The organism is Roseococcus sp. GW821-FHT12F05 (assembly GCF_058806835.1).
This window is the reverse complement of the sequence record NZ_JBXAQB010000009.1, coordinates 244,241-260,699: the sequence shown is the minus strand read 5'-3', so window position 1 is coordinate 260,699 and position 16,459 is coordinate 244,241. Positions and strand designations below refer to the sequence as shown.

At 70.9% G+C, this 16,459-nt stretch carries 35 protein-coding genes and 1 pseudogene; 3 read left to right on the top strand and 33 right to left on the bottom strand.

All coding sequences use genetic code 11. The annotated features are described in order from the left end of the window. The 10 genes and pseudogenes from AC1ROY_RS21735 to AC1ROY_RS21690 form a co-directional block, all read right to left on the bottom strand. Positions 1-644 (bottom strand): annotated as a pseudogene (locus AC1ROY_RS21735) (hypothetical protein); the annotation flags it as partial. Continuing rightward, positions 641-1,015: a hypothetical protein gene (locus tag AC1ROY_RS21730; RefSeq protein WP_493150976.1), complete on the bottom strand. Its 375-nt coding sequence runs from the start codon at positions 1,013-1,015 to the stop codon at positions 641-643. The gene AC1ROY_RS21730 and the pseudogene AC1ROY_RS21735, both read right to left, overlap by 4 nt. Beyond that, the gene (locus AC1ROY_RS21725; protein ID WP_493150975.1) at positions 1,015-1,551 is read right to left on the bottom strand and encodes a phage protein Gp27 family protein; all 537 of its coding nucleotides are present in this window, start codon (positions 1,549-1,551) and stop codon (positions 1,015-1,017) included. The genes AC1ROY_RS21730 and AC1ROY_RS21725 overlap by 1 nt, the downstream gene beginning before the upstream one ends. Continuing rightward, the gene (locus AC1ROY_RS21720; RefSeq protein ID WP_493150974.1) at positions 1,551-1,868 is read right to left on the bottom strand and encodes a VpaChn25_0724 family phage protein; all 318 of its coding nucleotides are present in this window, start codon (positions 1,866-1,868) and stop codon (positions 1,551-1,553) included. The genes AC1ROY_RS21725 and AC1ROY_RS21720 overlap by 1 nt, the downstream gene beginning before the upstream one ends. Next, positions 1,865-2,239, bottom strand: coding sequence for a DUF2730 family protein (locus tag AC1ROY_RS21715; protein ID WP_493150973.1), 375 nt, complete (start codon positions 2,237-2,239; stop codon positions 1,865-1,867). The genes AC1ROY_RS21720 and AC1ROY_RS21715 overlap by 4 nt, the downstream gene beginning before the upstream one ends. A gap of 4 nt (positions 2,240-2,243) precedes the next feature. Continuing rightward, on the bottom strand, positions 2,244-2,618 hold the full coding sequence (locus AC1ROY_RS21710) for a hypothetical protein (RefSeq protein ID WP_493150972.1): 375 nt from the start codon (positions 2,616-2,618) through the stop codon (positions 2,244-2,246). A gap of 2 nt (positions 2,619-2,620) precedes the next feature. After that, on the bottom strand, positions 2,621-2,752 hold the full coding sequence (locus AC1ROY_RS21705; RefSeq protein ID WP_493150971.1) for a hypothetical protein: 132 nt from the start codon (positions 2,750-2,752) through the stop codon (positions 2,621-2,623). Next, positions 2,749-3,243, bottom strand: a complete 495-nt coding sequence (locus tag AC1ROY_RS21700; RefSeq protein ID WP_493150970.1) for a hypothetical protein — start codon at positions 3,241-3,243, stop codon at positions 2,749-2,751. The genes AC1ROY_RS21705 and AC1ROY_RS21700 overlap by 4 nt, the downstream gene beginning before the upstream one ends. Beyond that, positions 3,243-3,464, bottom strand: coding sequence for an Acb2/Tad1 domain-containing protein (locus tag AC1ROY_RS21695; protein ID WP_493150969.1), 222 nt, complete (start codon positions 3,462-3,464; stop codon positions 3,243-3,245). Before AC1ROY_RS21695 ends, AC1ROY_RS21700 begins: the two co-directional genes overlap by 1 nt. Positions 3,465-3,553: 89 nt before the next feature. Continuing rightward, positions 3,554-3,946, bottom strand: a complete 393-nt coding sequence (locus tag AC1ROY_RS21690; RefSeq protein WP_493150968.1) for a hypothetical protein — start codon at positions 3,944-3,946, stop codon at positions 3,554-3,556. 68 nt (positions 3,947-4,014) lie between these two features. Here AC1ROY_RS21690 and AC1ROY_RS21685 point away from each other — a divergent pair, with 68 nt between their 5' ends. The 3 genes from AC1ROY_RS21685 (at position 4,015) to AC1ROY_RS21675 (ending at position 5,592) form a co-directional block, all read left to right on the top strand. Continuing rightward, positions 4,015-4,569 carry a hypothetical protein gene (locus AC1ROY_RS21685; RefSeq protein WP_493150967.1) on the top strand — a complete coding sequence of 185 codons (555 nt, stop codon included), beginning with the start codon at positions 4,015-4,017 and terminating at the stop codon, positions 4,567-4,569. A 9-nt stretch (positions 4,570-4,578) separates the two neighbouring features. Further along, positions 4,579-4,944 carry a hypothetical protein gene (locus tag AC1ROY_RS21680; protein ID WP_493150966.1) on the top strand — a complete coding sequence of 122 codons (366 nt, stop codon included), beginning with the start codon at positions 4,579-4,581 and terminating at the stop codon, positions 4,942-4,944. A 63-nt stretch (positions 4,945-5,007) separates the two neighbouring features. Beyond that, positions 5,008-5,592 (top strand): hypothetical protein, encoded by a 585-nt coding sequence (locus AC1ROY_RS21675; RefSeq protein ID WP_493150965.1) that lies wholly within the window; start codon positions 5,008-5,010, stop codon positions 5,590-5,592. On the opposite strand, the gene AC1ROY_RS21670 is transcribed toward AC1ROY_RS21675, so the two are convergent. From AC1ROY_RS21670 to AC1ROY_RS21560, 23 genes are all read right to left on the bottom strand, one after another. Next, positions 5,529-5,948, bottom strand: coding sequence for a hypothetical protein (locus tag AC1ROY_RS21670; protein ID WP_493150964.1), 420 nt, complete (start codon positions 5,946-5,948; stop codon positions 5,529-5,531). The two genes, AC1ROY_RS21675 and AC1ROY_RS21670, sit on opposite strands and share 64 nt — an antisense overlap. Then, the gene (locus AC1ROY_RS21665) at positions 5,945-6,265 is read right to left on the bottom strand and encodes a hypothetical protein (protein ID WP_493150963.1); all 321 of its coding nucleotides are present in this window, start codon (positions 6,263-6,265) and stop codon (positions 5,945-5,947) included. The genes AC1ROY_RS21670 and AC1ROY_RS21665 overlap by 4 nt, the downstream gene beginning before the upstream one ends. Continuing rightward, a complete protein-coding gene (locus tag AC1ROY_RS21660) occupies positions 6,262-6,762 on the bottom strand; it encodes a hypothetical protein (RefSeq protein ID WP_493150962.1) in 501 nt (166 codons plus the stop codon). Before AC1ROY_RS21660 ends, AC1ROY_RS21665 begins: the two co-directional genes overlap by 4 nt. Next, complete coding sequence (locus tag AC1ROY_RS21655) at positions 6,762-7,157, bottom strand: hypothetical protein (protein WP_493150961.1); 396 nt, start codon at positions 7,155-7,157, stop codon at positions 6,762-6,764. The genes AC1ROY_RS21660 and AC1ROY_RS21655 overlap by 1 nt, the downstream gene beginning before the upstream one ends. Further along, entirely contained in the window at positions 7,157-7,615 is a 459-nt protein-coding gene (locus tag AC1ROY_RS21650) for a phage protein GemA/Gp16 family protein (RefSeq protein ID WP_493150960.1), read from the bottom strand. The genes AC1ROY_RS21655 and AC1ROY_RS21650 overlap by 1 nt, the downstream gene beginning before the upstream one ends. Continuing rightward, positions 7,612-8,160 (bottom strand): LvrA C-terminal domain-related protein, encoded by a 549-nt coding sequence (locus AC1ROY_RS21645; protein ID WP_493150959.1) that lies wholly within the window; start codon positions 8,158-8,160, stop codon positions 7,612-7,614. The genes AC1ROY_RS21650 and AC1ROY_RS21645 overlap by 4 nt, the downstream gene beginning before the upstream one ends. Further along, on the bottom strand, positions 8,157-9,101 hold the full coding sequence (locus AC1ROY_RS21640; RefSeq protein WP_493150958.1) for a hypothetical protein: 945 nt from the start codon (positions 9,099-9,101) through the stop codon (positions 8,157-8,159). The genes AC1ROY_RS21645 and AC1ROY_RS21640 overlap by 4 nt, the downstream gene beginning before the upstream one ends. Continuing rightward, on the bottom strand, positions 9,098-9,547 hold the full coding sequence (locus AC1ROY_RS21635; protein ID WP_493150957.1) for a hypothetical protein: 450 nt from the start codon (positions 9,545-9,547) through the stop codon (positions 9,098-9,100). Before AC1ROY_RS21635 ends, AC1ROY_RS21640 begins: the two co-directional genes overlap by 4 nt. Then, entirely contained in the window at positions 9,544-9,810 is a 267-nt protein-coding gene (locus AC1ROY_RS21630; protein WP_493150956.1) for a hypothetical protein, read from the bottom strand. The genes AC1ROY_RS21635 and AC1ROY_RS21630 overlap by 4 nt, the downstream gene beginning before the upstream one ends. Beyond that, on the bottom strand, positions 9,807-10,073 hold the full coding sequence (locus AC1ROY_RS21625; protein ID WP_493150955.1) for a hypothetical protein: 267 nt from the start codon (positions 10,071-10,073) through the stop codon (positions 9,807-9,809). The genes AC1ROY_RS21630 and AC1ROY_RS21625 overlap by 4 nt, the downstream gene beginning before the upstream one ends. Then, positions 10,070-10,411 (bottom strand): hypothetical protein, encoded by a 342-nt coding sequence (locus AC1ROY_RS21620; RefSeq protein ID WP_493150954.1) that lies wholly within the window; start codon positions 10,409-10,411, stop codon positions 10,070-10,072. Before AC1ROY_RS21620 ends, AC1ROY_RS21625 begins: the two co-directional genes overlap by 4 nt. Further along, on the bottom strand, positions 10,408-10,710 hold the full coding sequence (locus AC1ROY_RS21615; RefSeq protein WP_493150953.1) for a hypothetical protein: 303 nt from the start codon (positions 10,708-10,710) through the stop codon (positions 10,408-10,410). Before AC1ROY_RS21615 ends, AC1ROY_RS21620 begins: the two co-directional genes overlap by 4 nt. Positions 10,711-10,712: 2 nt before the next feature. Next, a complete protein-coding gene (locus AC1ROY_RS21610) occupies positions 10,713-10,985 on the bottom strand; it encodes a DUF2312 domain-containing protein (protein WP_493150952.1) in 273 nt (90 codons plus the stop codon). Continuing rightward, complete coding sequence (locus AC1ROY_RS21605) at positions 10,972-11,370, bottom strand: helix-turn-helix domain-containing protein (RefSeq protein WP_493150951.1); 399 nt, start codon at positions 11,368-11,370, stop codon at positions 10,972-10,974. Before AC1ROY_RS21605 ends, AC1ROY_RS21610 begins: the two co-directional genes overlap by 14 nt. Beyond that, the gene (locus tag AC1ROY_RS21600) at positions 11,367-12,341 is read right to left on the bottom strand and encodes an AAA family ATPase (RefSeq protein WP_493150950.1); all 975 of its coding nucleotides are present in this window, start codon (positions 12,339-12,341) and stop codon (positions 11,367-11,369) included. The genes AC1ROY_RS21605 and AC1ROY_RS21600 overlap by 4 nt, the downstream gene beginning before the upstream one ends. A 61-nt stretch (positions 12,342-12,402) precedes the next feature. Beyond that, positions 12,403-14,379, bottom strand: coding sequence for a transposase domain-containing protein (locus tag AC1ROY_RS21595; RefSeq protein WP_493150949.1), 1,977 nt, complete (start codon positions 14,377-14,379; stop codon positions 12,403-12,405). Then, positions 14,379-14,834: a DNA transposition protein gene (locus AC1ROY_RS21590; protein ID WP_493150948.1), complete on the bottom strand. Its 456-nt coding sequence runs from the start codon at positions 14,832-14,834 to the stop codon at positions 14,379-14,381. The genes AC1ROY_RS21595 and AC1ROY_RS21590 overlap by 1 nt, the downstream gene beginning before the upstream one ends. Further along, positions 14,834-15,136: a Lar family restriction alleviation protein gene (locus tag AC1ROY_RS21585; protein WP_493150947.1), complete on the bottom strand. Its 303-nt coding sequence runs from the start codon at positions 15,134-15,136 to the stop codon at positions 14,834-14,836. The genes AC1ROY_RS21590 and AC1ROY_RS21585 overlap by 1 nt, the downstream gene beginning before the upstream one ends. A 2-nt stretch (positions 15,137-15,138) precedes the next feature. Next, positions 15,139-15,282, bottom strand: coding sequence for a hypothetical protein (locus AC1ROY_RS21580; RefSeq protein ID WP_493150946.1), 144 nt, complete (start codon positions 15,280-15,282; stop codon positions 15,139-15,141). Next, positions 15,275-15,571, bottom strand: coding sequence for a hypothetical protein (locus AC1ROY_RS21575; RefSeq protein ID WP_493150945.1), 297 nt, complete (start codon positions 15,569-15,571; stop codon positions 15,275-15,277). The genes AC1ROY_RS21580 and AC1ROY_RS21575 overlap by 8 nt, the downstream gene beginning before the upstream one ends. Then, the gene (locus tag AC1ROY_RS21570) at positions 15,564-15,851 is read right to left on the bottom strand and encodes a hypothetical protein (protein ID WP_493150944.1); all 288 of its coding nucleotides are present in this window, start codon (positions 15,849-15,851) and stop codon (positions 15,564-15,566) included. Before AC1ROY_RS21570 ends, AC1ROY_RS21575 begins: the two co-directional genes overlap by 8 nt. Then, complete coding sequence (locus tag AC1ROY_RS21565; RefSeq protein ID WP_493150943.1) at positions 15,851-16,162, bottom strand: XkdD/Y8K6 family phage-associated protein; 312 nt, start codon at positions 16,160-16,162, stop codon at positions 15,851-15,853. The genes AC1ROY_RS21570 and AC1ROY_RS21565 overlap by 1 nt, the downstream gene beginning before the upstream one ends. Further along, entirely contained in the window at positions 16,162-16,458 is a 297-nt protein-coding gene (locus tag AC1ROY_RS21560; RefSeq protein WP_493150942.1) for an XkdD/Y8K6 family phage-associated protein, read from the bottom strand. The genes AC1ROY_RS21565 and AC1ROY_RS21560 overlap by 1 nt, the downstream gene beginning before the upstream one ends. Between the last annotated feature and the right edge of the window lies 1 nt (position 16,459).

Genomic DNA, 16,459 nt, shown 5'->3' with positions numbered 1-16,459 from the left:
GAGCTGCCCGCCGCCGTCGCGGCCGTGCCTGCCGTGCCAGCGCTGCCGGCCGCGGCCGTGGCCGAGCCGCCCGCGGCGCTCGCGCTCGCCGCCGCCGCATCGGCCGAGGCATCGGCCGCCGTCGCCGAGGCACCGGCATTGGTCTCCGAGGTCGCGGCCTCGCCTGCCGCGGCGACCGCCTGGTCCTTCGCCGTGCCGGCCGTGGCGGCGCTGCCCGCCGCGTCGTCGGCCGAGCCCGCCGCGGCGCTCGCGCTGCCGGCGGCGTCGCCCGCCGCGCCCGCTGCTGTGCCCGCGCTGCCCGCGGCCGCCGTGGCCGAGCCTGCGGCCGCCGTGGCGCTTCCGGCCGCCGCCGTCGCCGAGCCGCCGGCCGCCGTCGCCGCCGTGCCGGCGGTGCCCGCACTGCCCGCCGCCGCCGTCGCGCTGCCCGCGGCCGCGGTGGCGCTGGACGCCGCCGCGTCCCGCGCCGTCTCCGTGTTGTCCAGGATATCCCGCAGCGCGGCCACGCCCTCGAGCGTGGCCGCGGCCGCCTCGGCGCGTGCCGCCGCGGCCGCGGCCGCCAGGCGGATGCGGTTGTCCCCGGGCTTGTAGACCTCGACGACGCCGCGCGGAGAGCCCGCCGAGGGGAGGATGCGCCAGTCCGTCACGCGCCGCCTCCCGGGATCGTCCGGAACCCGACCTGGCCGCTGAACTCGGGGATGGGGCCCTCGCCGATGATCTCGCGCCACCAGGCGAAGGTCACGGGACGGTCGCGCGGCATGAGGTCCATCTGGGCATCCGTGATCGTCGCCTGCAGCATCCCCTCGAGGAGACCGCCGATCGTCTGGTCCAGGATCTCGATCTCCGCGTCCGTGCCGCTGACCAGGTGCAGCTGATCCGCGCCGTCCCAGGCGAAGTGGAGATGCATGCGCTGCGCCGGCGTGCCGAGGTTCACGGGGCCGCCGTCGTCGACGAAGCGGAAGGGCTGCGGCTCGGCGGCGCCGGGGGTGAGGATCCAGACGAAGGGGCGGTCCGACATCAGGGCGACCTCAGCCCGTAGACGTCCTCGCGGATGCGCTTGAGCGCGGCGGCCAGGTCCGGCTTGCCCTTGCTCTCGCGCTCGGCCGCGGCGTCGAACGCCTTCGCCAGCGCGTCCTCGATGCCCTTGCGGAGCTCCGCGCGGGTCTTGTCGCCTAGGGCGAGATCCCGCAGCGCCTTCGCGAGGCCGCCCACCGCCCCGATCTCCATCGGCGCGCCCGGATCCCGGTCGACGATAATGCGGTGGGCCTGCATCTTGAGCTGCTGCGCCACGAGCTGCGCGATGTCCCCGTTCGGGTTCTGCTTCAGCTCCGCCATCCACTGGCTGGCGAGCGCCTGGCCCTCGCGGTACTCCGCCAGGGCCTGCGCGTGGTTCGCGCTGTAGCGGCCCATCGCCGACCGGCTGACCTGACCGCCGGCCTGCCGCACCATGGCGACCAGATCGTCGATCGTGACGCGGCCGCCGGCGATCGCGGCGTCGATCGCGTCCTTCAGCTTCGGGTCGAGCTGGGCGATGGAGGACTTCTGCGCGGCCATCAGGCGGCCGGAGGCGGAAAGACGCCGATCCTCGGCTTCTTCACGCCGGGCGCGATCGTCCGGCCGGCGGCGACATCCAGGCCGCGGGCCGTGATCTGGGCCGTGGTGATTCCACCGGGCGCGGCGAGCGCGACGGTGCCGACGTCGCGGAGATGGATGAGGTCCGCGCGCAGCATGTCGAGGCTGGGGTTGTGGCCGAGCCCGGGCAGCGCGTCCTGCAGCAGGATCTCGTTGGCGCTGCCCTGCGCGTCCTGGGCGAGCAGCAGCAGGATCGAGAGCCGGCGGTCGAGCTCTTTCGCGGCATCCCAGACGCTCACTTGCCGCCCCGCACCGTCTGAAGGAACTCATCCACGAGCTCTATGCGGCGCATCACGCCCTTCATCGTCTCGTGGGTGCCCCTGATCTGCTCGGTCATCGCCCGGAAATCACCGCGCTGGTCGGCGAAGGCGAGCTCGAGGCGCTGCATGTCCTCGCGCGAGGGCATGTGCCGAAGGCTGCCTTCGATCGCGAGCAGACGGGTCTCCGTGCCCGCCGTCCTGGCTTCGATCGCACGGAGATCGGCCTGGTCGGCCTTCCCCTTGATCGCCTCGGCCAGCTTGGCGCGCACGGCCACGCCGATGACGGTGACGATCATCCCCAGGAAGAAGACGATCAGCACCTGCGAGCGGAGGGCGTATTCGACGATCAAGGCGTCACCTCGCGGCCGGAGCCGGCAGCGCGGCAATCAGCGGCTCCAGCCGCTTGTCGATCATGTCGCGCAGGCCCGCGTCGTTGATGCCGAAGTGCTTCAAGGCGTCCGGCACCTTGCCCGCGACATAGGTCGCGGCCTGTCCGACGAGCTCGGCCCGCAGCGCCTCCACCTGCTCCGGTGAAGCGCCCGCGATCGCCAGTTCCAGGCGCTTCTTCCCGGCATCCACCGCGATGCCCAGAGCATCCTGCAGATAGCCGCGGACCTCGCCGTCCTGCTTCAGGTCGAGCCACTTCGACAGGCGGGTCAGCGCGTAGCTGCCGAAGAGCGTCAGCGCGAGCGCCGCGAGCTGCAGCGCAGCGTTGGTCAGATCGTTCATCGTCAGTTCCCCCAGAAGTCTTCGTCCGGCGCGGGTCGCGGCGGCACGGGCAGGTAGCGGTCGCGCCAGACGAGCCAGGCCACCGCGCCGGCGATGGCGAGGATCAGGACGGCCAGGGCGGTGCCGAAGGTCATGCCGCCTCCGGGCCGGCGACGGCGCGGTCGGCCAGCGCCCAGTAGGCCGGCCATTTCTCCGGGTGCGGCTGGCCCGGGCGCCAGCAGCGCAGGTAGTAGGCCCAGCCCTCGTCCACGCTCTGCGGCAGGGCCTTCGGGTCGCTCCACAGCAGCAGCCGCGCGAAGGCGCAGGCCAGCACGTCGTTGTGCTGCAGCGCGGCCCAGACGGCATCCTTGTCCGCCGCCACGATCAGCGCGTCGCAGATCGCCGAGGCGTGCTTCTTCGTGGCGGGGTGGGAGAGCACGCCGGCGACGCCGCCGAGCCGCTCGAATTGCCAGAAGCCCATGGCCGGGCCGTTGCCGGACTGCCGCCGCGCGGCGAGCGCCGTCTCCTGCAGCGCGATGGCCAGCAGCATGCGCTCCGCCTGCGGGCTGGGCGGGATGGCGCACAGCGTGGAGAGCCAGGCCAGCGTGGGGCGCACCGTCAGGGCGAGGAGCAGCTGGGGCGACATCAGAAGCTCTCCGGCTTGGCGACCGCGCGCACCAGGGCCATCTGGCCGAGCTGCAGCTGCGTCTGCGCGATGGCGATCCAGCGCGGGTCGCCGCCGGCATCGCGAACCTTGTCGATCAGGCCGGCGGTGATCTCGCCGTGCTCCTTCACCGCGTTCATCGCGGCGATCTCCGCCGGGCTGAGGTCGCGATAGCCCTTGATCAGACGATGCTGGTTTTCCACGCTGAAGCGCCTCTTGCGAACCGGAAGGGAGGCCGCACCATCGCGCGCGTCGGAACATCCATCGGCCCGGAAGCGGTTCCGGGCCTGCCTCAGAGGCGGTCGAAGAGATCCATCTGCCGGGCGTCGCGGAGCTTCTGGCGGATCAGCCGCACGCTCCGCTCGTGCATCTCGAGCTCCGCGGCGATCGCCGCGCAGCTCTGGCCCTCCCGCGTCCGCCGCGCGACCTCGGTGCGCCGGTGCGCCGCCCGGGCCCGATCGGCGTGGCGCGGCCCCATGGGGATGACCACGCGGTGGGTGCGATGTTCCACCAGCCAGGCCAGCACCGGCAAGCCCACCCGCTGCGCGATCGGGTGCGTCGGCTGTGCCGTCAACGGCAGCTTGATCTCCCGCCCGCCGAACTCGCGCGCCAGGAGCAGCGCCGTGTCACGGTCGAAGGCGTCCGCGATCTCGCGCAGCAGCGTGGGAAGGGCGAGATCGGGCACTACAAGGGCATTGCAATTTGGCGCTGACTCGCCTCGAAGTCCGGCATCAGCGCGAGGGGAAGGATCGGATGGGTTTCGGCCTTCGGCCAGATCTGTGGAAGGCCGCCTTCGACCACTTTGCCGGTGGCACAACGATCCGGCATTCGCTTCGCGGGCCGCTGCTGACCGCCATGATGGAAACCGAGGCGGCTTATCCCAGAGACCGGGACAAGTCGGTGCGTGCGGTGCTGGAAGGGAGCCGCTGGGACTGGCCCGAATTCGACCGATGGCGCGACCGTTTTCGCGGCTGGGGAGCTTGGCCCTACATGTGGGGGGAGGTCGCGCGAGCCGATGCGGCCAGGGACGAGGCCACGATCGACCTGGAGAAGCCGCCTATCCTCGCCCACTCCATCCAGATGCGAGCCTACCATCTCCGCGATGTCGAAAACTATCGGCGCCGGCTGGCGACTAGCCCCTCGCGATGGATCCTGCGGCTCTCCTTCGCGGACGATCGAAAAGATGGTGTGGAGCGTCAGATCGGCGCCTTGTTCGACGCCCAGATCCGCGCTGGCGACCTGTCTACCCTGCCTCCGTTCTTTCCTGGCGATCGTACAGGCATCATGATCGAGCGGATACGCGCATAGGAGCACGTCATGCGACGGGTTGCCGTTCTCTCCTCTCTTCTCCTCACGGCCTGCAGCCAGCCCACGAGCCTCGTGACGCGCCCAGCGGAGGGATACCGCGCCCTGCGATTCACCGAGACGGTGCGCTTCGCCGGGCCGCTCAACACCGGCTGGGAGTTCCCGGCCGGCACCATGCTGGTGCAGGACCGCGTGCGCGATCGTGACGGCGAGGATCTGTGGTGCGGGCCGATGGTCAGCCGCGTCGTCGGCGGCCAGGTCGATCGGGGCTGCGTCACGCTGCAGGGCCAGAGCCTCGGCATCACGGACGGTACCCACGCGACGATCGCCCAGCGCCAGCTTCCCCCCGGTGCCGCCGAGCTGACCCGCCTCCGCTGACCCCCCATCTTGGGGTTCGCCCCGGCTTATGTTCTCATTCCGTTCGCAGGAAGGAGAACAGGCATGGGGAAGACCTATACCGGCCGCCTCCAGCCCATAGGCCACCGTCCCGTCCGGCTGGAGTGCCTGCCGGAAGAGGCCAAACCGCAGGCCAGGGCGGTCGGCAAGGCGTACCGCTGGGCCCGGGGCATCGGCATGCAGCCCGCCCAGGCCGAGGAGGTGGCCGTCTGGGCGCACGTGGAGGCCGGGGGCACCTACGAGCTGGCCCGGGCCGAGGTCCCGATCATGATCCGCACGATCGGCGAATGGCAGACATCCTGGCTCCGCCGCCTGCGCCTCGACCGTGAGGTCCGCGAGGAGGAGGCGTTCCGGCGCCTCGGCTGGCCGGTGCCCGACGACGTGAAGGCCCGGGCCGTCCTGGCCGAAGAGGCGTGCAAGAGGGTCTTCACGCCGCCGCCGGACCGCCCCGAGATCGAGCGGCGCTGGCACCAGATCCAGCGCCGGCACCAGGAGATGATCGCCACCGCCCGCCGGCACGCCGAGGCGGCCGCGTTCCACAGGGAGCGCGAGGGCAGCGGCAAGGATCACCCCTTGGGGCCCTCGATCGCCAGCTGCGAGCCGTCCGACGACACGCCCCAGCGCAGCTGAGCGCTGGCGCCGGCGATCGCCGACTGGCACGGCAGGCCGAGCCGGGAATCGTAGTCGCAGAAGCAGATCCTCTCCGACTGCCGCAGCGCGGCGCAGATCGCACGGACCGCGCCGATCGGCGGGTGAGCCTCGTCCACGATCTGCCATGCCAGGTGCGCGGACCATCGGCACCCGACCATGCTGACTGAGCCGTCCCTCTCCATCCTGCGGAGTACCGTCCGGACGCGGACCGTGGCGAGCGATCGCCGGGAGATCTTCGCCGATTCCGCGACGATGTTGCGAACGACGTAGGTCATCCTGACGCCGCCGCCCTGGAGCGCCGCGAGGATCGCGGACTGGAGGTCGGCGTCGGTCATGCTGGGGTTCTCTCGTTCAGCCGCATGCGTAAGGCGGCGCTTTCCAGGGCCCGGGCCGGCGCCAGCATCCGCGACTTGTCACCACCGTCTGGCCAGGTGGAGCAGGCGTCGTGGAACGGCTGCGCCAAGAGGTCGAGGATCCGTGCCCACTCGGCCCGCTCCTCGGCCTGAGCGGCAGCGATCAGCCCCTCGACCTTCTGGATGCCATAAGTGCGCCAGCGCTCGATCGCGGCCGGATCCTTGTTCACCCTGGGGTCCCGCGCTGCGGTCCAGATCTCGGTGACGAGCCGCTTCACGGCCTCTTCGGCGGCCTTCATGCGAGCTCTTCCAGGGCGCCGATCGGCGCCCAGCCGATCAGGACCAGCGGCAGGTGGCAGGCGCGGCCGTCCTCCGGCGCGTCGAAGAAACGCGCCATCTCGTGCCGATCGGCGAAGCCGTCCGTCCGCGCGAACTCGTCCATGGCGTCGCCCGAGAAGAGGCGGCCGGCCGGCGCCTCCAGGATCTCGAGGACGATCGGGGCGATCTGCATGACGAAGCTGCTCGTCGCGAAGCCGTCCCGCATGATGCCGAGCTCGCCGGATTCCAGATTGAGGACGACCGGCATCTGCAGGCGGCAGACGGCGTCGCCGATCTTCCGGCAATGACGCGTGCGCTGGGCCGTGTAGAGCTGCAGGGCCTGCTCAGGGCGGGCGTGGCGGCCATCGGCGCGCGGCCGGCGCAGCGTGTGGCGCTTCATGCCGGGCAGCCAGGGACCGGGCTCGAGGCCGGCGACGATGTAGGGAACGAAGCGCTTCTGGAAGTTGTAGGCGACCATTACGACGCAGCCTCTTCCGCCCGGGCATCCATCCGAGCGAGCGTCAGCAGGCGGCCGCGAATGCTGTTGCTCTTTCGGTCCATGCGTCGGCCGATGACCGTCAGACTGAAGCCCTGCATGTCCAGGACACGGAGCAGGGCATCATCGTCCGGGGTGAACGGGCGCACGATGTGCTTGCCCCGCTGATAAGCAGCGCCGGCCCGCGTGTGTTTGCCGCGAAGGCGGGGCGTGGTGTCGGCGGCGTTCTTAAGGCACTGCCACTCGATGGCGCCGACACTGATCTTCGTGCCCTGGCTAGCGAAGTGTTCGGCAATCCTCCGAGTTCCCCAACCCCTCTCGCGAAGGCGGCACATTTCCTCGATCTGTCCGTCAGACAGAATGCGGCGACCGCCCATCACGCCGCCTCCGCCCGCTTGTGCCGCAGGCGCCGGCGCCATGCCTTCAGCCCCTCCAGCACCTGGTTCGCCGAGCTGCTGTCGAGGAACGCCACGTCGCTGATGCCCTGCGGATTCGCCCGCGTCTTCGTCTGTCGCTGGCAGAATTTCCGCAGCGCGGCCGCGGCCGCCTCCGGCCCTTCGGCCTCGACGCCGCCGAGCCGCACGATGTCCGCGAAGACGGCGTGGATCATGCGGATCTGCTGCTGCTTCGACGTGCCGGTGCGCTTCGTCGTCGGCTGGAATCCCAGCCTCCCGAACTCCTTCAGCACGCGCTCGAGCTGGCGCTCCGACATGCGGCTGGTGCTGTCCACCGTCGTCACGCGGACGAGCACGTCGCGGTAGCTCTCCTCGGAGAGGGCGAGCTGCTTCTTCGCGACGTGGATCTTCGCGATCATCGCGGTTCGAGGGCTGCTCATGTGAGTCCCTTCGGCAAGAAGCAGTTGATGGGGTAGGTCCCGCCACGGCCGAGCGTGCGGCGCAGCAGCGGCACGAAGACCTCGCGGACCCGAGCGCAGACGAAGGAGCTCGGCGCGTGGAGCGTCAGGCGATCCTGGGAGAACTCCACGATCTCACACTTGCCGATCCAGGCCTGGAAGGTCGGGAGATCCACGTGCCCGCGCAGATGCGGCCAGAGCGGATGCTCCGGCGCGGCCGCCGGCGCCGGCGACGAAGCGCCGGGCTCCGGCAGATAGTCGAGGTACCGGCCCTGGCTCAGGAATGTGCGCGCGTGGACGATGAACTCCTCGTTCGTCCCCTTCGCCTTGACCTCCGCGGCATAGGCGGCCGCGGCTGTCTCGAGCTGCGCGGGATCCGCGCCAGCCTTCACAGCCGCGGCGAAGGCGCGGGCGGCCTCCAGGCGCGGGTTCGGCTTGCGCGGCGGATACGCCTTCCAGAACCGGTCGAAGGGCGCCTCCAGCGCGAGCGGGAGGGCCTTCACGGGAAAGAGCGGTCGCTGCCTCACGCGCTACGCTCCAGCTGCACGTAGGGCGGCAGCCCGAGCTTCACGCGGCGGGTGTTGCAGCTCGCGAAGATCGTCCTCGCGGTGGCCTGCTGCATGCGGAGCTCGATCTCCGTCTCCGACATGCGCTCGCGCCGAAGCTGCGCGAAGAGCCAGTCCCGCGCATCCTCGGCCGAGGCCGGCACTGCCTCCAGCCCCTCCGACGACGGCTCCGGCATGCGAACCGGCTGGACGTGCTGCCTCGCCTTCGCGCCTAGGCCAAGCTCGCGTGCGCGGCGATCGAGCTCCAGCTCGCCCACGGCATAGCTCCGCATGATGTCGGCGCGCCGACAGGACGGGTCCGCCCACAGCCGCCGCAGCGTCGCTTCGTCGAGGACGGGCGAGGCTTCCGCCGGCGCCACCGCTGGCTGGGCGGGTGGCGCTTCCACTGCCGGGGGGGGCACCGTGGGCTGCGGCGCGGCTGGCACCGTGCTCTCGGATGCCCCGTCGAGGTGAGCCCACCGGGCCGTCGCGATCATCGAATGCACGCTGCTGATCGGCATCCTGAGCCGATGGGCCGTGGCGGTCGGACTTTTCGTCTCGGCGAGGACCCGCTTCACCTCGCGCATCTCGTCGTCGGTGTAGCGGCGACGAGACCGGGGCGGCAGCGCAGCGGCCGCGCGCGCCAAGGCCTCAGCGGGATTCTCGGGCAGCCCTGGTTCCGGCGCCTCCTCTTCCTGCGGCGGCCCGTCGTGCGTGCAGGCGCCATGGCCGCTCATGGCAAGGATTGTCGATGTCAGGGCCTCAACGCGGAGCCCGACCTCTGGCGCGGCCGTGACGACGACGGGCGGCGAGGCGAGAATGACCGCAAGTTGCTCCAGGCCCTGCAGCACCGGGGCCAGCTCAGCGCGCAGAGCCGCGCGCATTACGAGCTCCAGCTCGCGGAAGGCAGCGCGAGGAATCATGACGGATCTCCGGTCATCAGGGCGTGGCGTTGCGAGAACAGGAGCGCGCGCGAGAGCACCTGGGCGGTCGTGCCGTCCTGCTGATCGAAGAAGAGGGCGTCGACCTTGGGATGGCGGGTCCAGCCGTGGTTGTGCCCGTCGACGTGGCGGGTGCCGTAATTCCAGCCGGGGCGGCGCAGGATAGGGCTGACGTCCGAGATCGTGCTCACGGGCGGCAACGGCATCCAGTGCGTGGCGAAGGGGCTGCGGGCCAGCCAGGAGGCGCGCGGCGTGGCCGGCGCGCGCACGCGCCAGCCCATGGCGAGGAAGATGTCCGCGTCGAGCTGCGGCCCTGCCTCGAGCTCGGCGAGGCGGTTGATCACGAGGCCGATCGCCGTGACGTCGCGCGGCCGGAAGATGCAGCCCTGCGACGGCAAGCGGGGGCGGAGGAGCGCGATCGCGTTCATGCGTCGTCGTCCGCGCGGCGCGGGAACTTTGCCTCGCCGAGGTCCCAGCTGCGGCCGGTCCAGACGCGGCCCCACTGCACGACGATGGTGCTGGCCCCGTCGCCGACCGGCGCGCCGAAGCGGCGCCAGCCGAGCGTGACGCCGCACCACACCTCGACATTCCGGGCGGCCGCATCGAGCGCGGCCACGTCGCCGCGCAGCGTGCCGGAGGGGCGCGCAACGTCCTCGGGCGGCGGATCGAGCGGGGTGAGGAGGTCGGTCACCCTGGAAACCTCGGGACCAGCGCGGTCAGGCCACGCGCTTCCATATCGAGGTACATGGACGCCAGCTCTGCCTCGCGGCGGACCACCGGCAGGACGGCGTCGAGAACGTTGCCGACCTGACCCTCCTGCGCAGAACCGGCGATGATCTGGCCGAGCAGCTTCGCCACCGCAGGGACCGCTACTGTCGTGCAGACGCGCGCTTCGTTGAGGTGGCGCGCGAGGTCCGACATCAGCTCGTAAATGGCCTTGTCTTCCTCGCTCATGACGCCCTCCGTTTGCGGGCCGGCGCCATCGCGATGGCCAGGCGATCGAGGCGGTCGAGCTCGATCAGCGCATAGGCGGCGGCGTCGAGCAGCGTCCGGCGCGTATCCCGATGTGGCGTCCACTGGAGCGGATGCAGCGGCCAGCCGGTCGGCACCCAGAGCCAGCGGTGCAGCTGGCTGGGAACCCGCTCCAGCTTCACGGTGCCGGCCGCATGGGCCGCGTAGCAGGTGGCGACGCGCGCGAGCTCGCCGTTTGGCAGGTACCGGTCCACATGGTCCGGCGGAAAGGAGAGCTCGAGCTGCGCGCGGCGGAGCTGGATATCGTCGAGCGCGCTCATGCCGCCGCCGTCCCGCAGAACTTCTCGCGCATCCGCGCTTCGACGAACTGCTCGTGCACGGCGACGCGGAACTCCTGCAGCGTCAGGTTGGCGAGCTCGTCCGAGATCTCGACGCTGAGGCCGGGGACGACCACCTGGTTGCCCCGGACGCGCCGGCTGGCCCGGCAGATGGCGATCTCCAGACGGCGGCGGTTGTTGTCGCGCGCGAAGGGCACCAGGCCCGGCGGGCACGCCTCCGCGATGACGATGCCGCCATTCCGGGCGGCGCAGGCCAGGAGCATGGGCTGGGGGCCGGCCATGGTCACATCCCCAGCGCGCGGCGGTAGAGGTCGAGCAGCGTCTCCTGCTGCTCGACTTCGGCCGGCTCCTGCTTGCGCAGGCGGACGATCTGCCGGACGACGGTGACATCGAAGCCGGCGGACTTCGCCTCGGCGTAGATGTCCTTGATGTCGTCGGCGAGGGCCTTGCGCTCCTCCTCCAGCCGCTCGATGCGCTCGACGATGGAGCGCAGCCGGTCGGCCGCGATGCCGCCGACGTCGCTGTCCGGCGCGCTGCTCTTCTCACCCTCCGACATGCGTAAGCCTCCTCTGAAGACGCTCTGAGACGGCCGCCACGCGGGCCGCGAAGTCGGGCTCCTGGATCTCCCGCCTCTCATGGGCGGCGATGCCGTGCAGGACGGTGGTGTGGTCGCGCTTCAGCGCGCGTCCGATCTGCATGCTGCTGTGCGGCGTCAGCCGCCGGGCCAGCGCCATGACGGCCTGCCGGGGCCGGACCAGGTTCTCGCCCCGCCAGGGGGAGACCAGGGCCTGGACCGGGATCCCGAACTCGGCGGAGACCTCGGCGAGGATCTCCGTCATGGGAATCGCGGAGACGGGCGTGGCGGCGCGCGTCGCCTCGAGATGCGCGACGCGGAGGGAAAGGCGCGCGACATCCTCGCGCAGCTGGCGGAGCGTGCTCATGCCGCGTCGTCCAGGATCGGCATGTCCGTGACCTGCCGGTAGGCGATGGCGACGTCCTCGACGCTCACGGCGCGATCGGCTTCGGACGCGATCATCCCCGCGATCCGCCAGACCTTCTGCATCACGCCGAGCGCGCCCGGCTTCCGGGCGACGGCGGCGAGCCTCTTCCGCACGGCCGGATCCTCGACGCCCCAGCTCTGCAGGAGCGCGGTGACGTCCTCGGCCAGCGGCCGGTCGCGTCGCAGCCGCATGCCCACGCGGCGGAAGAGCTGCGCATAATCTGCCCGGCGGGATCCGCCCTCGAGGCGCGAGATCACGGCCGGGTTGCCCACTAGGGCGATGCCGATGCGGCACTGGTCGTAATAGGTCCGCAGCTGATCCAGCTGCTGGGAGGAGAGGTGCTGCGCCTCGTCCACGATCAGGAGGGCATTGGTGCCGTTGAGCCTGGTCGCGATGGCGCGGCTGACGTGGTGGCGGGCCCCGCGGTTGTAGATGCCGAGCGCGGCGGCGATGGTGCTCAGCAGCGCGCCGATGCTGTCGATCGAGGGCTCGCAGACGATCTTGTAGACGTGCGCGTTGGTCCGCGTGTAGGCGCAGGCCGCCTCCGTCTTGCCGATGCCCGGCGCGCCCGTGATGACGACCATGTCCGGCAGGTGCTGCGCGTGCGCCAAGACCTTGTGCATGTCGTCCGCCGTTCGCGTCAGCACGAAGCGCTGGCGCGGGAGGAGCGCGCGGATCTGCATGCGCTGGGACCGCGTTTCCAGCCATCGCAGGAAGCCGGCAGCCATCCGGTCGTTGTTGCCCTTGTAGGTGCCGCCGACCCATTGGGAGAATGTGCCGTTGGGGATGCCCACGAGGTCGCTCAGGCCCTGCTGCGTGAGCTGATCGGCCCGCATGATGTCCCGCGCCTGCTGGCGCAGCCGCTCATGCTCCTCCTCCGAAAACTTGCGTGGCTCTTCCTGATCGGTCATCCTGAAACCCTTCCAAACATGTCCACTTCCTCTCCGCGGGGCCGCGCCAACGGCCCCGCGGTCAGTCCTCGTCCTCGACGATGCGGAATTGCGGGCGCCCACGGCTGATCGCCCGCAGCACGCGCGCCTCGTCGGCCCGGTCGTCCTCTTCCTCCTCCTCGCGCGGCAGCGGCTGCAGCGCCGCGTTCCCGCGGAAGGGCGTGATGATCTTCGGGACGGGCGGGTCGGCTGCCTCGATCTGGGGCAACCGCTGCACCAGCTCGTCGAGCGACATGCGCTTCTGAGCATCGGCGCTGATGCGGGTTCCTCGCTGGAATTCCTTCCAGTTCCGGGCCTGCTTCTGGGCGTCGGCCACGCTATGGAAGCCGGCCATCTCCTGCGCCTCGGCAGCGCCGAGGTACCGGCCATCCGTCGCGTAGACGTGAAGGGGCTCGGCCAGCGCGTCGGGATCGAAGCGCACCGTCACCGTCGCGCCGAGATGCGCGTGCAGGAACTCGCTCCAGTAGCGGTTGCCCCACTTGTGGATCTGGCCGTCCTGCGAGCGGACCTTCACGGCCTCGGCCGCGAGCAGCCAGAGGCGGCGCTGCTCTGGCTTGGCCGGCAGGATTCGGACCCGGTTGGCCTCGTAACTCTCCGCGAAGACCTGGTCGAAGCTGCGGCCCATGGCCGTGCCGCCCTTGCGGCCGACGCGGGCGTTGTGCTCGGCGATTTCGGAAGCAACGACCTGCAGGAACGTGTCGAGAGGCACGGCCTTGCTGCCGTAGTTCGCGGGCTTGCTGGTCGGGCTGTTGCCGGTATAGGCGCCCGCGAAGGCCGGGTGCTTCGCGATGCCGGTGGCGAAGTCGCGCCACGCGCGTTCGATCGGCTTGGCCTGGCCGTGATACGGGGTCGTCCAGTGGACCTTCACGCCCAACGAGGTCAGCAGGCCCTCTGGCTCCTCCTCCTTCACGATGAAGCGATAGCGGTTGGGCTGACCGCCCGTGATGCGCTTGGCGGCGAACTCGCGACCGTTGTCGAGCCAGCAGAGCGAGGGGATGCCGTAGTTCTCGACGACATCGCCGAAGGCCAGCCGAACCGTGTGCCAGGAGATGGTCTGGTCGACGCGCCAGGAGAGGATTTTCCCGGAGTAGAGATCCTGGAATGCCACCATGGTGGGACGCTCGCGGATGGGCTTTTCCTTGGTCCCGCCCGGCCATTCGACCATGACGTCCCAGGTGTGGCCGTCCGCGTTCACCGCCTCCAGCGCGTGGAAGACGCCGCGATCGCGCTGCTGGGCGGGGAACATGCGCCGGAGGGCGTCGACGCCTTGGCGCGTCAGCACGCGCTGCGCCTCTGGGATGTCCATCATGCGCCGGTGCAGCGTGCGCTCCGGCGGGATGGTCCAGCCTTCCTTGGCCGCGAGGCCCTTCAGGCGCCGGTAGCAGGCCGTGAAGTCCGGCTTCTCGAGACGCAGGAAGTCGACGCGAATGGCGTCCCATGCCTCCGGCGTGCATTCGGCGGCCCCGCGGCCGCCGCCATGGGCCGGCGCGAGGTAGGGCAGCCAGTCTGGCCGGGCGACGCCGGCGAGCAACCGGAGCCAGCCGAAAATGCTGCTCTGCGCGATGCCCTTCAGCGCCGCGACCTGCTCGACCGCGCGGATCTTGCCGGTGCCGTGGCTGATCAGCATGTCGACCGTGTCCACGATCTCCAGCCGCTCGGCCGCGCGGTCCTTCGTCTTCTGCGTCTGGCGCTCGTACCAGGCCCAGCGCTCGGCGCTGCCGCCCGGCGCGCCGACGGCCGCGCGCTCGCCCTGCAGGCGCAGCAGCAGGGCTGCATGGGCGGCGAGCGGCAGGACGGCCTGGTGGTACTCGACGCCGCCGCCGCGGCCCTGGCGGACGCGCCAGGCGCCGCCCTCGCGCTCCGGCGCGTTCCAGCCCAGGCGCTCGGCCTGCAGCTGCACGCCCTGGCGTGTGGCGGGCAAGCCGGGCAGCGCCATGTCGGCGAGCTCGGCCGCCGTGAACCAGAGCGGCCCGTCGAGGGCGCTGCCTTCGCGGGGCATCAGCGCAAGCCTCCCGCGGCGAGGGCCTTGCGGCGCGCGCGGTCGACGATGCGGCGCGCTTCGTCCTCCTGCTCGCGCGCCAGCGCCAGCTCGATGTGCGCCAGGTACTTCCGCTCGATGACCGCCCAGCCGAACATCTCGGCGCACATCTCCAGCAAGCGCCGGTCGTCGGTGGCGTGGGCGAGCGCGAGGTAGCGCAGCAGGCTGATCGTGTGCTGGTCGCGCGCCGGGGAGGCATAGGCGTTCAGCATGTGCTCGGTGACCTTCTCGCCGAGCCAGGCGCTCATGTCGGCGGCGATGGCGGCGCGGGGCCGCTTGCAGTCCTGCAGGGCAACGGAGACGGCGCGTGCGATGCGCGCGGCCAGGGTGGCGCCGCGCACCTTCTCGGCCGGGAACGCCTTCACCGTCTCCGGCGGCGTCCAGTCCAACAGCGAGGGTTGCGCGGGGCGGCGCATTAGGATGCGCTGCTCACAGAGGAAGCCCGGAAGACTTTGCGGCGACGGTTCCACCGCTCCGCGGCTGTCCACGGATCCTCGGCGAAAGGCCCCTCCGCCCCGCAATCTTCGCAGTAGATGTGAGCGGCTTCGGCCCCTTGGTCAGCATAGAGGTCCAGGTCGGGATTGCTGCAAAACGGGCAGTCTTTGAGCACCCCGAGCTCGGAGACGTTCCGAGGCCATGCAACCGGCTTTGGCTCCTCGATCGTCACGCCGAGCTCTCCCGCCAGGGCGACGAGCTCGGCGAACGGCGCGTCCGCCATGCTCAAAGCCCGCCCTCCAGCGCGAAGCCGAGGATCGCGAAGGCCCAGATCAGCATCAGCGTCGCGCCGGCGACGCCCAGGCCGCCCGCGAGTATCTGCCACCAGCGCAGCGGATCGAACTCGGTCCCGTCGCGCCGGCTATTCATCGATCAGGTCCACGACCAGGTCGACGAGCGCGCCGAGGCAAGGATTCATCGCGATGGCGATGACGTCCTCGCGACTGAACTCCACCCCCATGCAGCTCTCGAGCTCGTCCAGGACCTGCCGGAGCGCGGGCGCGTAGAGCCCGAAATCGGTGTCGAGGCGCATGGCGTCGTCGGGCTCGGCGCCCGGCGGGCGCGGCGACCATTCCCGGATCGTGGCGAGGACGCTAGGCCGCACGTTGCCGCGCTTGTCCTCGAGGGTCTGGCGACCCTCGGCATAGGGGTCACGCATGGCGCTTGTCCTCCTGGATTTTGGCGAGCCAGCGCGTCAGGCGCCCGACGGTCGGGCCCTCGATCACGAGGTCGATGGCGAGCGAGTGCGGCAGGACGAGGCCGAGGCGCTCTTCCAGCAGCTCCAGCGCCTGCCCGATCTGCCGGCCGTCCATGGAGAGGTCCTGGACCAGGTCATGGTCGGCCTCGATGTCGTTCGGCTCGGCTGGGTCGGGCGAGACGGCGTGGATCGCCCAGGCGACGTCGGCCAGCAGCTCGGCATGGCGGATGTGGAGCGCCATCAGGAGAGAGCCTTGGCGATGGCGGCCCGAGCCACGCGAAGTCGCTCGAATGATGCCGGATCGAAGCGGAGTTCGATCTCGCGCTCCGAATACCCCTCGACGACAGACGTAAATGCCTGCAGCGCCGCCAGCAGATCCGGCGCAGCCGCGATCAGGCGGCCATTGGCGCGCACCTCATCCATCCGCGTGCCGCCGCTGAACCGGCCGACACGGTGGATGCCCGCCACTGAGATCGCGCTATCGCGGGTGACGACGCGGGGGACATTGCCGTTCACAAACGACCACGGCCCCGGGGTGTGTTTCTCGGCCATCAGGCGCCCGCCTTGCGGAGCAAGGCGTAGATGCGGCGCTCCACGACCTTGGCCGCGGCGCGCTGGCGGGCGTCTTCGCCCTCAATGGCCGCCCTGACGAAGGGCAGGGCCTTTCGGAGGAGGTCGACCAGGTCCGGCGCCGCGGTGACCAGTTGGGCATTAGGCCGATAACTGACGGTCGCGACGCTGCCGTAGATGCCGGGATAGCGGGTCTGGCACTCCACGACCCAGGGATGGGTGTTGTCGGGCGCCAAGCGCCACGGCCCGGGCGAGAACTCGGGCTTGTCTGCGGCCATC

Excerpts from the sequence above, each read along its gene's own strand:
- AC1ROY_RS21610 (WP_493150952.1), bottom strand. The coding sequence starts at position 10,985 with ATGTCGGAGGGTGAGAAGAGCAGCGCGCCGGACAGCGACGTCGGCGGC.
- AC1ROY_RS21600 (WP_493150950.1), bottom strand. The coding sequence starts at position 12,341 with ATGACCGATCAGGAAGAGCCACGCAAGTTTTCGGAGGAGGAGCATGAG.
- AC1ROY_RS21650 (WP_493150960.1), bottom strand. The coding sequence starts at position 7,615 with ATGAGCAGCCCTCGAACCGCGATGATCGCGAAGATCCACGTCGCGAAG.
- AC1ROY_RS21590 (WP_493150948.1), bottom strand. The coding sequence starts at position 14,834 with ATGCGCCGCCCCGCGCAACCCTCGCTGTTGGACTGGACGCCGCCGGAG.
- AC1ROY_RS21635 (WP_493150957.1), bottom strand. The coding sequence starts at position 9,547 with ATGAACGCGATCGCGCTCCTCCGCCCCCGCTTGCCGTCGCAGGGCTGC.
- AC1ROY_RS21705 (WP_493150971.1), bottom strand. The coding sequence starts at position 2,752 with ATGACCTTCGGCACCGCCCTGGCCGTCCTGATCCTCGCCATCGCCGGC.
- AC1ROY_RS21605 (WP_493150951.1), bottom strand. The coding sequence starts at position 11,370 with ATGAGCACGCTCCGCCAGCTGCGCGAGGATGTCGCGCGCCTTTCCCTC.
- AC1ROY_RS21595 (WP_493150949.1), bottom strand. The coding sequence starts at position 14,379 with ATGCCCCGCGAAGGCAGCGCCCTCGACGGGCCGCTCTGGTTCACGGCG.
- AC1ROY_RS21730 (WP_493150976.1), bottom strand. The coding sequence starts at position 1,015 with ATGTCGGACCGCCCCTTCGTCTGGATCCTCACCCCCGGCGCCGCCGAG.
- AC1ROY_RS21570 (WP_493150944.1), bottom strand. The coding sequence starts at position 15,851 with ATGGCGCTCCACATCCGCCATGCCGAGCTGCTGGCCGACGTCGCCTGG.
- AC1ROY_RS21710 (WP_493150972.1), bottom strand. The coding sequence starts at position 2,618 with ATGAACGATCTGACCAACGCTGCGCTGCAGCTCGCGGCGCTCGCGCTG.
- AC1ROY_RS21680 (WP_493150966.1), top strand. The coding sequence starts at position 4,579 with ATGCGACGGGTTGCCGTTCTCTCCTCTCTTCTCCTCACGGCCTGCAGC.
- AC1ROY_RS21685 (WP_493150967.1), top strand. The coding sequence starts at position 4,015 with ATGGGTTTCGGCCTTCGGCCAGATCTGTGGAAGGCCGCCTTCGACCAC.
- AC1ROY_RS21575 (WP_493150945.1), bottom strand. The coding sequence starts at position 15,571 with ATGCGTGACCCCTATGCCGAGGGTCGCCAGACCCTCGAGGACAAGCGC.
- AC1ROY_RS21580 (WP_493150946.1), bottom strand. The coding sequence starts at position 15,282 with ATGAATAGCCGGCGCGACGGGACCGAGTTCGATCCGCTGCGCTGGTGG.
- AC1ROY_RS21585 (WP_493150947.1), bottom strand. The coding sequence starts at position 15,136 with ATGGCGGACGCGCCGTTCGCCGAGCTCGTCGCCCTGGCGGGAGAGCTC.
- AC1ROY_RS21565 (WP_493150943.1), bottom strand. The coding sequence starts at position 16,162 with ATGGCCGAGAAACACACCCCGGGGCCGTGGTCGTTTGTGAACGGCAAT.
- AC1ROY_RS21620 (WP_493150954.1), bottom strand. The coding sequence starts at position 10,411 with ATGAGCGCGCTCGACGATATCCAGCTCCGCCGCGCGCAGCTCGAGCTC.
- AC1ROY_RS21560 (WP_493150942.1), bottom strand. The coding sequence starts at position 16,458 with ATGGCCGCAGACAAGCCCGAGTTCTCGCCCGGGCCGTGGCGCTTGGCG.
- AC1ROY_RS21615 (WP_493150953.1), bottom strand. The coding sequence starts at position 10,710 with ATGGCCGGCCCCCAGCCCATGCTCCTGGCCTGCGCCGCCCGGAATGGC.
- AC1ROY_RS21655 (WP_493150961.1), bottom strand. The coding sequence starts at position 7,157 with ATGGGCGGTCGCCGCATTCTGTCTGACGGACAGATCGAGGAAATGTGC.
- AC1ROY_RS21665 (WP_493150963.1), bottom strand. The coding sequence starts at position 6,265 with ATGAAGGCCGCCGAAGAGGCCGTGAAGCGGCTCGTCACCGAGATCTGG.
- AC1ROY_RS21675 (WP_493150965.1), top strand. The coding sequence starts at position 5,008 with ATGGGGAAGACCTATACCGGCCGCCTCCAGCCCATAGGCCACCGTCCC.
- AC1ROY_RS21700 (WP_493150970.1), bottom strand. The coding sequence starts at position 3,243 with ATGTCGCCCCAGCTGCTCCTCGCCCTGACGGTGCGCCCCACGCTGGCC.
- AC1ROY_RS21660 (WP_493150962.1), bottom strand. The coding sequence starts at position 6,762 with ATGGTCGCCTACAACTTCCAGAAGCGCTTCGTTCCCTACATCGTCGCC.
- AC1ROY_RS21725 (WP_493150975.1), bottom strand. The coding sequence starts at position 1,551 with ATGGCCGCGCAGAAGTCCTCCATCGCCCAGCTCGACCCGAAGCTGAAG.
- AC1ROY_RS21640 (WP_493150958.1), bottom strand. The coding sequence starts at position 9,101 with ATGATTCCTCGCGCTGCCTTCCGCGAGCTGGAGCTCGTAATGCGCGCG.
- AC1ROY_RS21625 (WP_493150955.1), bottom strand. The coding sequence starts at position 10,073 with ATGAGCGAGGAAGACAAGGCCATTTACGAGCTGATGTCGGACCTCGCG.
- AC1ROY_RS21670 (WP_493150964.1), bottom strand. The coding sequence starts at position 5,948 with ATGACCGACGCCGACCTCCAGTCCGCGATCCTCGCGGCGCTCCAGGGC.